The organism is Dermatobacter hominis (genome assembly GCF_020715685.1).
GTDB classification, from domain to species: domain Bacteria; phylum Actinomycetota; class Acidimicrobiia; order Acidimicrobiales; family Microtrichaceae; genus Dermatobacter; species Dermatobacter hominis.
In genome coordinates this window covers 3,420,198-3,432,758 of the sequence record NZ_CP085840.1, presented here as the reverse complement: position 1 = coordinate 3,432,758, position 12,561 = coordinate 3,420,198, and the positions used below count along the sequence as shown (strand labels likewise).

The 12,561-nt window shown below is 73.8% G+C and carries 11 protein-coding genes; 4 read left to right on the top strand and 7 right to left on the bottom strand.

Annotated features, from left to right (window positions below; genetic code table 11):
- Positions 1-38 precede the first annotated feature (38 nt).
- On the bottom strand, positions 39-1,394 hold the full coding sequence (locus LH044_RS16125; RefSeq protein WP_227756614.1) for a TldD/PmbA family protein: 1,356 nt from the start codon (positions 1,392-1,394) through the stop codon (positions 39-41).
- Between the two features lie 15 nt (positions 1,395-1,409).
- Positions 1,410-2,762 carry a TldD/PmbA family protein gene (locus tag LH044_RS16120; protein WP_227756613.1) on the bottom strand — a complete coding sequence of 451 codons (1,353 nt, stop codon included), beginning with the start codon at positions 2,760-2,762 and terminating at the stop codon, positions 1,410-1,412.
- 218 nt (positions 2,763-2,980) lie between these two features.
- On the opposite strand from LH044_RS16120, the gene LH044_RS16115 reads away from it, so the two are divergent.
- Positions 2,981-3,784, top strand: a complete 804-nt coding sequence (locus LH044_RS16115; RefSeq protein ID WP_227756612.1) for a PaaI family thioesterase — start codon at positions 2,981-2,983, stop codon at positions 3,782-3,784.
- A 15-nt stretch (positions 3,785-3,799) separates the two neighbouring features.
- Here LH044_RS16115 and LH044_RS16110 read toward each other — a convergent pair whose 3' ends face one another.
- Positions 3,800-4,453 carry a DUF2461 domain-containing protein gene (locus tag LH044_RS16110; RefSeq protein WP_227756611.1) on the bottom strand — a complete coding sequence of 218 codons (654 nt, stop codon included), beginning with the start codon at positions 4,451-4,453 and terminating at the stop codon, positions 3,800-3,802.
- Positions 4,454-4,466: 13 nt separating this feature from the next.
- Positions 4,467-5,876: a TldD/PmbA family protein gene (locus LH044_RS16105; RefSeq protein ID WP_227756610.1), complete on the bottom strand. Its 1,410-nt coding sequence runs from the start codon at positions 5,874-5,876 to the stop codon at positions 4,467-4,469.
- 204 nt (positions 5,877-6,080) lie between these two features.
- Between LH044_RS16105 and LH044_RS16100 the strand changes: the two genes are divergently transcribed.
- Positions 6,081-6,458 (top strand): thioesterase family protein, encoded by a 378-nt coding sequence (locus tag LH044_RS16100; protein ID WP_227756609.1) that lies wholly within the window; start codon positions 6,081-6,083, stop codon positions 6,456-6,458.
- A 28-nt stretch (positions 6,459-6,486) separates the two neighbouring features.
- On the opposite strand, the gene LH044_RS16095 is transcribed toward LH044_RS16100, so the two are convergent.
- Positions 6,487-7,467, bottom strand: coding sequence for an alpha/beta fold hydrolase (locus LH044_RS16095; RefSeq protein WP_227756608.1), 981 nt, complete (start codon positions 7,465-7,467; stop codon positions 6,487-6,489).
- Between the two features lie 99 nt (positions 7,468-7,566).
- Between LH044_RS16095 and LH044_RS16090 the strand changes: the two genes are divergently transcribed.
- Complete coding sequence (locus LH044_RS16090) at positions 7,567-8,712, top strand: lysylphosphatidylglycerol synthase transmembrane domain-containing protein (RefSeq protein ID WP_227756607.1); 1,146 nt, start codon at positions 7,567-7,569, stop codon at positions 8,710-8,712.
- 34 nt (positions 8,713-8,746) lie between these two features.
- Positions 8,747-10,612, top strand: coding sequence for a 1-deoxy-D-xylulose-5-phosphate synthase (gene dxs, locus LH044_RS16085; RefSeq protein ID WP_374210634.1), 1,866 nt, complete (start codon positions 8,747-8,749; stop codon positions 10,610-10,612).
- A gap of 79 nt (positions 10,613-10,691) precedes the next feature.
- Here the strand turns inward: dxs and LH044_RS16080 are convergent, their stop codons facing one another.
- Both LH044_RS16080 and LH044_RS16075 read right to left on the bottom strand, forming a co-directional pair.
- Entirely contained in the window at positions 10,692-11,369 is a 678-nt protein-coding gene (locus tag LH044_RS16080; protein ID WP_227756605.1) for a NifU family protein, read from the bottom strand.
- 250 nt (positions 11,370-11,619) lie between these two features.
- Entirely contained in the window at positions 11,620-12,501 is an 882-nt protein-coding gene (locus tag LH044_RS16075) for a DUF6159 family protein (RefSeq protein ID WP_227756604.1), read from the bottom strand.
- Between the last annotated feature and the right edge of the window lie 60 nt (positions 12,502-12,561).

The following is a 12,561-nucleotide window of genomic DNA, read 5'->3' as shown; positions in this document are numbered from 1 at the left end:
AGCATCACAGAACGGGTGACGGCGGTCGGGGTCCCCGGTCAGCTGCCCGAGACCGACACGTCGTCGATCACGAGCGAGCAGGCGCCGCTGCCGCCGGGCGTCCACTCGAAGTCGCCGCCCACCTCGCGGATGTCGAGCAGGAGGCGCTGGAGGGTCGACGCGATCGTCATCTCGCGGACCGGTGCGCCCAGCGCACCGCCCTCGATGAGCAGGCCGTCGGCGCCGACCGAGAAGTCGCCCGACACGGGGTTCACGCCGGAGTGCAGCCCGGCGAACGACGTGACGTAGAGGCCGTGGTCGATCGACGCCACCAGCTCGTCGAAGCTGCGGGTGCCGGGCGACATGACGAGCAGCTGGGCACCGACCCCCGGCAGCGACCGCACGCCGCGCACCGCGGAGGCCGTCGAACCGACCCCGGAGCGCCGGCCGGTGTAGCTGTCGTGGAGGAACCCGTGCAGCACCCCGTCGACGACGAGGTCGTTGCGACGGCACGCCAGCCCCTCGCCGTCGTGCTCCTCGGCCGCGATCGACTCGGCGCGGGTCGGGTCGTCGACGAAGGTCAACAGCGGCGAGGCGATCTCCTCGCCCACGCGGTCGGCGAAGGGCGAGCGACCCTTCAGCACCGCGTCGCCGCCGAGCATCCCGGCGACGAGGGACACCAGCGTCAGCGCGAGCCGCGGCTCGAGCAGGATCGTCATCCGCGACGACGCCGGCTTCGTGGCGCCGAGCAGCCGGACCGCACGCTCGACGGCGTCGGCGGCGACCTGGTCGAGGTCGAGCACCGCCGGGTCGCGGGACGCGTCGACGGCCCAACCGATCTGCGTCTCGCCGTCGTGGCGGGCCATCGGCGACGTGGAGATCGAGCACGACGCGCCGCGCTGGACGACCTCGATGCCGTTGGTCGACAGCACCGCCGACTCGCCCCACCCGTCGCCGTACGAGGTGGTGCGGGCGGTCGTCACGCGCGGGTCGATGGCGAGCGTGCGCCGCTCGAGCTCGAGCGCCAGCTCCACCTTGTCGACGTTCGGGAGGCCGACGACCGCGTCGGACCACGACTCCTGCGGAACGACCGGGACGCCGTCGTCCTCGGCGAGGCCGTTGAACTCGTCGGGCTCGCCGAAGGCGCAGTTGTCGCGCGCCTCGGCCAGCGTCTCGGCGAGCACGTCGGGCTCGAGCGACCCGCAGTGGGCGAACCCCTGCCGGCCGTCGCGCAGCACCCGGATGCCCGCGCCGTCCGACGACGCCGAGGTCAGCGACTCGACCTCGCCGCCGAACACCTTCACCGAGGTGCTCGTCGACCGGCCGAGGACGATCTCGACCTGCTCCCCCGCGCCCGCATCGGCCAGGACCTTCCGGCCCAGCTCCAGTAGCTCCGCCTGCCCGTCGACCGTCACCCGCTCCTCCTCACGTCAGGTCCCCGACATCGTGACGTCGGCGATCGCCAGGGTGACCCCGGCGGCGTCCCACGGGAAGTACGTCAGGTCCGCACCGACCGCCTGCACGTCGAGCAGCATCCGCTGCAGCGTCGAACCGATCGTCACCTCGCGGATGGACTCGGCGAGCTCGCCGCCACGGATCCGCACGCCCTCGACGCCGACCGACAGGTCGCCCGAGACCGGGTTCACGCCCGAGTGCAGCCCGGCGACCTCCTGGACCAGCAGCCCGTCGCCGACCGCGGCGATCACCTGCTCCGACGTGCCCGAGCCGCCCAGCAGCTTGGCGACCCTCGGACCGACGCCGGGGACCGAGCGGTGGCTGCCGCGCTGGGCGGAGCCCGTCGACGTCGTGCCCGTCGCCCGGGCCGTGTACGCGTTGTGCAGGTAGCCCTGCAGGACGCCCCCCGACAGCAGGTCCACCGGCCGGCAGGCGAGGCCCTCGCCGTCGGTGTCATCGGCCGAGGGCGCCAGCGCGTCGGTCGGGTCGTCGACCAGCGTGACGAGCGGCGACGCCACCTGCTCGCCGACCCGGCCGGCGAACGCGGACCGACCGCGGAGCACGGCCTCGCCCGAGAGCAGCTCGGCGACGAGGCCGAGGAACTGCGACGTGACGTACGGGTCGAGGACGACCGTGAGCCGCTCGCTGGGCGCCTTGGACGCGCCGAGCATCGTGAGGCACCGGCGCACCGCATCGGCCGCAGCCGGCTCGACCAGCAGGTCCTCGGTGGTCCGCCCGACCGAGAAGCCGAAGCCGGTCGTCGTGCCGGAGTCGTCCTCGGCGAGCGCCCACGCGCCGACGTAGGCCGACGTGTCGGCGCCGCAGACGCGGATGCCGGTGGTCGTCGCGATCGCGCCGGCGGAGACCGCGTCCGCGTAGTCCGACGCCTCCAGGCCGACCATGCGCGGATCGGCGTCGAGGATGCGACGTTCGAGGTCGACGGCGAGCTCGATCTTGGCGGCCGTGGGGACGCGCTCGAGCCGGTCGTCGAACAGGTCGAGGGCGGCGGCCGCGACACCGTCGGGCACCGCGAGCCCGGCGTGGGGGTCGGGCGTGCCGAACTCGGCGTTGTCGCGCGCCTCGACGATGCACTCCTCGATCGCCGCCTCGTCGCCGAGCGAACCGACCCACGCCACACCGGTGCGCCCGTCGCGCACGATGCGCACCCCGAGCCCGGCGGCGTCGGACTCGACGAAGTGCTCGACCTCGCCGTCCGCCGCCCGGATCTCGGTGTCGTGGCTCCACGTGACGACGGCCTCGAGCTCCTCGCCCGGCTTCGCCCGGCCGACGACCCCGTCCGCGACCGACAGCAGCTCCTCGGGGGTCACGCAGCGAGTTGGCGGGGACGGGCGGGCATCGCCCCAGCCTGCCACGTGGGACGTCGGGCGCCCGCTCGTCCCGGGGCACGGTAGGTTCCGGCCTCCATGACCGCCTCGCCCGCTCTGTCACGGCTCGCGGCGCCGTTCGGGGCCGTGAGCCGTGACAGAGCGGTGAGCCGTGACAGAGCGATGAGCCGGGACAGGAAGAGGCGGACGGAGGTGCGGCCGTGACCGACCTGCCGGTCGAGGCGCAGGACAACGTGCCCGGGCGGCTCGGCGTGACCGCCCGGTTCACCGACGGCCGGTTGCTCATGGACCTCGAGCCGGCCGCGTCGACCTGCCACCTCGGGTGCGTGCGCACGAGCGTCGTGTCGTTCGTCGTCGACGCCGTCGCCGGGATCACGCTCGACACCGATCCCGACATGTGGACGCTGACCACCGACATGACGGTCCGGACGCTCGCCCGGCCCGCGCCGCCGAGGGTGACCGGCACCGCGACCGTGGTGCGCGACGGCCGGCGCTCCGGGAGCTGCACCGTCGACCTGGTCGACGACCGAGGCGAGCTGTTCGGCTTCGGCGCGATCGGGTTCGCCCGCGTGCCGCGCCGGCCCGACGACCCGCCCAAGCCGACGCTCCCGCCCGAGGCGGCGCCGCGGGTGCTCGGCATGCTGCCCACCATCACCGTGCCGCTGCGCGAGGCCGCGGGGATCCGGGTCCTCGACGCGGTCGCCGGTGTCGTCGAGATCGACGTGGCGCCGCACGTGCGCAACCCGGCCGGCACGCTCCAGGGCGCCATGGTGGCGCTGGTCGCGGAGTCCGCGGCCGAGGAGCTCGTCGGGCACCGGACCGGCCGGCCCGTCGTGGTGACCGAGCTCGACGTGCGCTACCTCGCCCAGGCGCCCGTCGGGCCCATCCGCACCTCGTGCCGGGTGCTCGGCGACGGGGTCGGCGCCGCGGTCGAGGTGACGATGGTCGACACGTCGGTGGGCCGGGTCACGACCATCGTCCACGCCCGCGCCGCCGAGCCCTGACCCGGCCGGGGGCGCTCAGACGTTGGCGCCGATCCAGTCCACGAGCGGCTGGAGCGATCGCCACGTCTCGACGACCCGGTCCCGGGCCGCCGCCGTGTGCAGCCACCGCCGCACCGGGAACCGGCGCCCGCCGGCGAGGTGCACGAGCCGCAGCAGCTCGATCCGCGGGTGGTCGGCCGGCCAGCCCCGCGGGGCCGTGCGCAGCGCCCCGTCACGCATGAGCTCGACGCCGTCGGCCTCGAGCCCGGCCACGACGTCGACGAGCTCGGCTCCGGTGCGGTCGTCGGCGATCGCGGCGCGGAGGCGGGCGAGCTGCTCGCGGTCCGGCATGTAGATGCCGCCGCCGGCGAAGAGCCCGTCGGCCATGAGCTGCACGTACCAACCAGCGCCGTCGTGGCGGCGGGAGCGGGCGTAGACCTCGAGCTTGTACGGGCCCCGGCCGCGGGCGAAGCGCACGTCGCGGTTCGGTCGCGAGAGGGTCATCGGGCCGAACTCCGGCTCGAGCTCCTGCACCAGCGCGGCCATCGGCGCCTTCACCGCACGGTCGTAGACGTCGCGGTGCGCGTGGAACCACTCCTTCGTGTTGTCGGCCTCGAGGTCGTCGAAGAACTCGAGCGCCGCTGCGGGGAACCCGCGGAACGCCTCGTCGTCGTCGGAGCGGCCGGCCACGTCGGGCGCCGGGTCAGGCGGCGGTGCCGCCGATGGTCAGGCCGTGCGCCCGCAGCGTGGGGACGCCGTCGCCGACCGGGACGCCCTGCCCGTCCTTGCCGCACGTGCCCGGGGCGCCCATGGCGAAGTCGTTCCCCACGGCGTCGATGGCGGCCAGCACGGCCGGACCGTTGCCGATGAGGTTGCCCTCGCGGAGCGGCTCGGTGATGCGGCCGTCCTCGATGAGGTACGCCTCGGTCATGCCGAAGACGAAGTCGCCGGTGGCCGTGTTGACCTGGCCACCGCCGAGGTGCGCCACGTACACGCCCGAGGGCGTGTCGGCGACGATCTCGTCGGGCGTCGACGTCCCGCCGAGCAGGTAGGTGTTCGTCATCCGCACCATGGGGAGGTGCTGGTAGCTCTGCCGCCGGCCGTTGCCGCTGGAGGGTCGGCCCTCCTTGCGGGCCCGCAGGCCGTCCCACATGTAGTCGACGAGGACGCCGTCCTGGATGAGCACGTTGCGCTGCGCCGGGCGGCCCTCGTCGTCGATGGCGAAGCAGCCCCACTCGCCGCCCATCGTGCCGTCGTCGACCAGCGTCACCAGCGGCGACGCCACCTGCTCGCCGACCCGCCCGGCGAACACCGAGGCGCCCTTGCCGACGAGGTCGGCCTCGAGCCCGTGGCCGCACGCCTCGTGGAACATCACGCCGCCGCCGCCCGGGCCGATCACGACGGTCATCTCGCCCGACGGCGCCGGACGGGCCGCGAGCTTGGTCAGGGCGCGCTGGGCGGCGCGCTCGGCCAGCTCGGCGACGTCGTAGCGGTCGAACAGCTCGAAGCCGACCGTGTGGCCGACCGACTCCCGACCGGTCTGCATGCCGGTGTCGCCGCTCGCGACGCAGCTGACGGAGAACAGGGACTTCACCTGGTCGTCGGAGGCCAGCGTGCCGTCGCTGTTGGCGACGAGGATCCGGCGCCGGCTGTCGGCGTAGCGGGCCGACACCTGGGTGATCGCACCGCCCGCGGCGCGCGCCGCCTCGTCGGCGGTGAGGAGCAGCTCGACCTTGCGGGCCTTGGGGACGTCGCCCGGCATGATCGCCACGACGTTGGGCGCAGGGGCCTCGACGCGGTCCAGGTCAACCACGCGGGTGCCCTCGCCGGCGCTGCGCGACGCTGCGGCGGCGGCCTCGGCGGCGGCGATCAGCCCGGCCTCGGAGAGGTCCGAGGTGTGGGCGAAGCCGGTGGAGTCGCCGACGACGACGCGGATGCCGGCGCCGCGGTCACGGCCGGAGGTGAGCTCCTCGACACGACCGTCGTCGAGTACGGCCGACGACGAGCGCTTGTCCTCGACGAACACCTCGGCGAAGTCGGCGCCCCGGGCCAGGCCCGCGCCGATGACCCGCTGGATCGTGGACTCGTCGAGCAGTGCGGTGTCGCCGGGCACGGTGACCTCCTGTCGTGGGCGGCGGCGGACCTGCCGCCGGATCCACCAGCATGCCCCTTCGCCGGCGCTCCGCCCGGTCGAGCTGGGGGCCGCGCCACGACCCGTCCACCGGGCCGAGCTTTGGGGGCGGATCGGCGGAGTGCTGATCGTGTCGGCCACACCCGCCTTTGGGGGCGGATCGGCGGAGTGCTTATCGTATCGACCGTGTCCCTCCGCACCGGCCTGTCGGCCGTCATCGATCTGACCGTCTCCGAGGCCGACACCGCCATCGCCATGCGGTCGGGCGAGGTGCCCGTCCTGGCCACCCCGCGCATCCTGGCCCTGGTCGAGGAGGCCACGGTGCGGGCGCTCGACGGCCACCTCGCGGTCGGGGCCTCGACCGTGGGGATGCGGGTGCAGCTCGAGCACATCTCGCCCACCCCGATCGGTTCGGTCGTCCGGGCCGAGGCCAACCTCGAGAAGGTCGAGGGCCGGCGTCTCGTGTTCCACGTGTCCGCCCGCGACGAGCGGGGGCTCGTGGCGGCCGGCAAGGTGACGAGGGTCGTCGTCGACGTCGACCGCTTCATGGAGAAGACGCTCTAGAGCGTCCCCGCCACGGCGGCGTCGTCGGTCAGGCGAGGAAACCCGCGACGGCGGCGTACCACTCCGACGGGTTCTCGAACTGCGGGCTGTGGCCGGCGTCGGGCACGACGACCAGCCGGGCGTCCCCGATGACCTCGGCCATCCGGGCCGAGACCTTGCGGAACGGCCGGTCCTGCTCGCCGACCAGGACGAGCACCGGCATGGGCAGGTTCCGCAGGTCGTCCATGCGGTCCTCGACGGTCAGGAACTCGTCGACCATCGCGCACCACATGTCGGGCGAGCAGGTCACGAACTTCTCGGCCTCCCACTCCCGCCAGCCCGGGATGGCGGCCATGCGGGCGTGCGCCGGGGTCTCGAGCGGCTTCTCGCCCATGTCGAGCACCGCGGCGACGGCGGCCATCCCCTCGGCCCGGCACAGGTCGATCCCGATGCGCATCAGCGCGGCGTTCTCGGCGGAGCGGGCCGCGACCTCGGCGGCGTCGCCGTCGCCGGTCGATCCGTCCACCCCGCCGGTCGCGGTGTCCATCAGCACGAGCCGCTGCACGGCGGCCGGCCGCTCGATCGCGACCTTCTGGGCGACCATGCCGCCCATCGAGTGCCCGAGCAGGTCGAAGCGGTCCCAGCCCAGCGCGTCGACGAGCGCCAGCACGTCGGCGGCGAACCGGTCGAGCCCGTAGGCGTCCTCGCCCGGCGGCTGCGAGCTCGCGCCGTGGCCCCGGAGGTCGGGCGCGACCACCCAGTGGCCGTCGGCCGCCAGCGGCCCCACCACGTCGCGGAAGTCCTCCTTCGCACCGGTGAACCCGTGCACGAGCAGCAGCGGGCGGCCCCCCACGCCCGCCTCGGCGACCGAGAGCTCGACGGGATCGCCGCCCTCGACGTCGGGACCGGCCACGCGGATCGATCGGATCGTCGCGACCGAGGCCAGGTCGGTCATCAGGCCGATCTCCGGCGCGGTGCGCTGCGTGGCGCCGCCCACCTCGACCCGACCGGGCCGCTCGTCGATCGACATGCTCCACACCCCCTGCGCCGGCGTCGGTGCCGGCGCCCCTGAGCCGGCGCTCCGCCGGGCCTCCGCGACACCGATGTGGGCGAGGGTACCCCCGGTAGCGTGGGCGAGGTCATGGATGCCGGCTCGCACCCCTCCGGCGAGGGGCTCCCCGCGGACGAGCGCACCGCAGCGCTCCGGGAGATCGAGCGACGCGAGATCGGCGACCCGGCCAGCCCGCCCGCCGTCCCCCGGAACGAGTGGTGGCGCATCGCCCTGCGCATCGGCGTCAGCCTCGCCTTCCTCGGCGTCCTGTTCTGGCGGCTGCCCGAGGTCTCGCTCGACGAGCTGTTCCCGAGCCCGACCGCGTCGACGTGGTGGTGGATCGCCGCGGCGGTCGGCGTGCACCTGGTCGCGTACGTGCTCCAGAACGTCCGGTGGTCGGCGGTGTCGGACACGCTCGGCATCCCGCTCGCGTTCCGGCGCCTCTTCGGCCACCTCCTCGCCGGCGAGTTCGTGTCGAACGCGCTGCCGACGTCGTTCGGCGGCGACGTCGTCCGGGTGCTGCGCCAGGGCAAGGACGTCGGCGACTACGCCGACTCGTTCGCGGCGACGAGCCTCGAGCGGCTCACCGGATGGCTGGTGCTGCCGCTGCTGTCGGCCATCGGGCTCCTCGCGGTGCCCGCCTACCGGTCCCTCGGCGCGGCGACGACCGTCGCGGTGCTGACCGACGTGCTCACCCTCGCGGCGCTCGTGGCGATCCTCTGGGTGGCAGGCCACCCCAGGGGCGCCGGGCGGCTCGTCGGACGAGCCGGGTGGCGCCGCTACCTCGGCGCGGTCCACCTCGGGATCGTCGCCTTCCGGGGCCGCCCCCTGCAGGCGACCAAGGTGCTCGTCGCCGGCATCGGGTTCCAGTTCCTGCAGTGCGTCAGCGTCTGGTTCGCCGCCAAGGCCCTGAAGATCGACGAGGTCGACCTGCTCGCCGCCATGGCGTTCTTCCCGCCCACCGCCGTGCTGCAGAACTTCCCGCTCGCCCTCGGCGGCCTGGGCGTGCGAGAGGCCGCGTTCGTCCTGTTCTTCGGCGCCCTCGGCGTCAGCGACTCGCGGGCGATCGGGCTCGGCCTGCTGGTGTACCTGGTCTTCGTGGCGGCCAGCCTGGCCGGCGCCCCGAGCTTCGCCCGGGGCGGGCTCGGCGGTCCCTCCCAGCGACGGGGGCGGGCACGGATCCCCCGTCGGGTGGAGGCTGACGCCCCCGGGGACCCGGGGTAGCGTGGGCGCACCGATGGACGACGACCACCAGACCATCCTGGACACGATCAGCTCGCCGGCGGACCTCGCGGAGCTCGACGAGTCGCAGCTCCGACAGCTCGCCGGCGAGATCCGGGAGTTCATCGTCGACACGGTGAACGCACGGGGCAGCGGCCACCTGGGGTCGAACCTCGGCGCCGTCGAGATCACGCTCGCGGTCCACCGCGTGTTCCGCAGCCCGCACGACATCGTGCTGTGGGACACGGGCCACCAGGCGTACGTGCACAAGCTGCTCACCGGTCGGCGCCGCGACTTCGACACCCTCCGCGAGGAGGGCGGGCTGTCGGGCTACCCGAGCCGGCTCGAGTCCGACCACGACTGGGTCGAGAACAGCCACGCCTCGACCGCCGTCTCCTACGCCCACGGGCTGTCGACCGCGCTGCACCTGCGGGGCGAGGACGACCGCGAGGTCGTCGCCGTCATCGGCGACGGCGCGCTCACCGGCGGCATGGCCTACGAGGGCCTGAACAACCTCGGCCACTCGGGTCGCAAGGCGATCATCATCCTCAACGACAACGGCCGGTCCTACGCCCCGACCGCCTCGCGGCTCAGCGAGAGCCTGTCGCGGTTCCGCGCCTCGTCGACCTACCTCCGCAACCGCGCCCGGATGGAGAAGCTCATCCAGGAGGTGCCCCTCGTGGGCGGCTACCTCGAGCGCGGCGTCGACGGCGCCAAGGCGGCCATCCGCGAGATGTTCGAGCCGCCCGCCTTCTTCGAGCAGCTGGGCGTCCACTACCTCGGCCCGTACGACGGCCACGACCTCGCCGCGGTGGAGACCGCGCTCCGGGCGGCGAAGGACCTCGACGAGCCGGTCGTCGTCCACGTCCTCACGAAGAAGGGCCTCGGGTACGGCCCCGCCGAGGAGGACGAGATCAAGCACATGCACGACGTCGGTCCCGCCCGGAAGGACGGGTCGTACACCGCCGCCTTCTCCGACGCCCTGCTCGCCGAGGCCGAGGCCCGGCCCGAGCTCGTCGCCATCACCGCGGCCATGCCCGACTCGACCGGGCTGCTCCCGGTGGCCGCGCGCTTCCCCGACCGGGTGTTCGACGTCGGCATCGCCGAGCAGCACGCGGTGACCGCGGCGGCCGGCATGGCCATGGGCGGCCTGCGGCCCGTCGTCGCCGTCTACTCGACGTTCCTGACCCGGGCGATCGACCAGGTGAACCTGGACGTCGGCCTGCACGGCCAGCCGGTCGTGTTCGTGCTCGACCGCGCCGGCATCACCGGCGACGACGGCCCGAGCCACCACGGGGTGCTCGACATGGTGCTCCTGTCCAAGGTGCCCGACATGACGATCTTCGCCCCGTCCTGCGAGGCCGAGATCGCGCAGATGCTCCACGACGCGCTGGACCACTGCACCACCGGCCCGGCGGCCATCCGGTTCCCGAAGACGATGCCGCCGCCCATCGACGACCCCGAGCTCGGCGTCGCCGGCAGCGGCCTCCGGGCCCGGCGCGTGCGGGCCGGCCGCGAGATCTGCCTGATCGGCGTCGGCAAGATGCTGGCCGCCGCCCGCGACGCCGCCGACAAGCTCGCGGCCGACGGCCACGAGGTCACCGTCTGGGACCCGCGGGTCGTCAAGCCCCTCGATCCCGAGATGCTCGCCGACGCTGCGTCGCACCGGCTGGTGATCACCGTCGAGGACGGGCTGCGCGACGGGGGCGTCGGCGCTGCCATCGCCGACTCGCTGTCCAAGCTGGCGCCGGTCGGCGGCCCGCAGGTGCGGGTGCTCGGCGTGCCGTCGGTGTTCCTGGCGCAGGGCAAGCCCGACGCGATCCTGGCCCGACTCGGGCTCGACGCCGACGGCATCGTGGACGAGGCGACCGCCTGGGTCCGCTCCTCCGACCGCACCCTCTGACCGCACCGTCTGAGCGCACCGTCTGAGCGCACCGTCTGAGCGCACCGCCTGGCCGCACGCTCGCGAGGGCGAGCGGAGGTCAGGTGTAGAAGGGGTTCTCGCCGGCGTCGTGGTCGGTGGCGTCGATCACCTCGGCCACCTCGGGGATGGCGTCCTTGATCGAGCGCTGGATGCCCTCGCGCAGCGTGGCCGCGCTGGCGGCGCAGCCCTGGCAGCCGCCGCCCATCGTCACGTAGACGTTGTTGTCCTCGTCGACGCCGACCAGCGTGGCGTAGCCGCCGTGGCTGGCGAGCGCCGGGTTGACCGCCTGCTCGAGCAGCTGGGAGACCTTGTCGGGCAGCTCGCCGGTGAGCTCGACGTCGATGCCGGCGAGCGGGTCGGGCCGGTTCGGGTTGCGGATGACGAGCCCGCCCTGCGCGCTCGCCCGGGGGAGGTCCAGCTCGGCGCCGCGGAGCCGGTCGACGGTGGCGGCCGGGACCATCACCTTGAGATCGCCCACCGCGTAGACGAGGTCGTCGTCGGCGGCGGCGGTCAGCTCCTCGAACGAGAGGTCGTAGGCGAACTCGGCGCCGCGGGACCCCGTGATCTCGACCCGGAGCGCGAGGTTCTGGGGGTCGTCCTCCTGGTCGCGGATGCCGAGCACGGTCGCCATCGCGTCGTCGCTCACGGTCATGACGACCGCGTCGTCGGCAGCGGGCCCGTCGAGTTCGGCGTCGCCCGCCGGGGCGGTCGTGTCGGTGGTGTCGGTGGTGCTCATCGTCGCGTCTCCGTCAGCCCGGCCGGTGCGGCACCGCCTGGCGGAGGCGCCGTCCCGTGGATTTCTCACATGGTAGTAGGAGAAATCCCGGGCTCAGCAGCCGCCCCCGCCTCGATTCGAGGCGCGGGGGCGGCCGGAGGAGCGGACCGGCGCCGGGACGCCGGGACGAGCGAGGCCGGGAGGTGCGGGGCCGATCGGTTCGGCCCGATCAGCGGGCCCGATCAGGCCCGGGCGACCAGGGCGGGACCGCTCAGGCGGCGGCGACGCCGCGGCGGGCCCGCTTCTGGCGGAAGGCGCCGGCGATCTGGTCGTGCGTGAAGCCCTGCGGGTCCTCGCCGAGCACCGCGAACCGGTAGAGCGCGGTCCGGAACACGCCGCTCAGGGCAGCCCCGAAGACCGACACGGCGATCACGGCGATCGCCATCACCGCCACGCCGGCGACGATGACCGGCGTGCTGTTCGAGGCGATGCCGATGATCAGGACCGGCGAGGTCACGGCCAGTGCGGCGAGGGTGATCAGCATCATGACGAGCCCGATGCCGCCGTTGCCGACGACGTTCTCGCCCCAGGTGCGCTTGAAGGCGCCGGCCGAGCGGGTGAAGGCGTCCTTCACGCCGACGTGCTCGATGACCAGGATCGGCAGCACCAGGAAGGTGACGAGCGTCCAGGCCAGTCCGACGAGGCCGACGACGATGCGACCGACGATGCCCGCCCGCTGCTGGATCGCCTGGAGCACGACCGACACGGTGGCACTGATCAGCGCCCACGGAAGGATCCGACCGGCGTTGCTGGCCGCGGCCGACAGCGCCCAGCCGAGCGTCGGGCTGCCGCCGCTCAGCCGCTCGTTGGCCGCGAGGACCAGGGCGGCCTGGAAGAAGATCGTGACGTACGCGCCGATCAGGTAGGCGACGAACAGGAACACGTAGCCGATCGGGCTCATCGTGAAGCTGTTGCCGCTGCTCGTCACCGTGTCGGTCGGGTTCGACGTGAGGAAGGCGAGGCCGAAGAACGGGGCGACGCACACGAGGGACGCGATGGCGGACACCACGGGCAGGAGGATCAGCTCCTTGTCCTGGCGGAGCACGCCCCAGGACGCCTTGAACAGGGACCACGAACGAGAGAAGACACCCATGGCAGCCAGTCTGCCGGGGCCGGCGCGGTTTCCCACCCGGGTCGCGCGCACGGAGGGCAC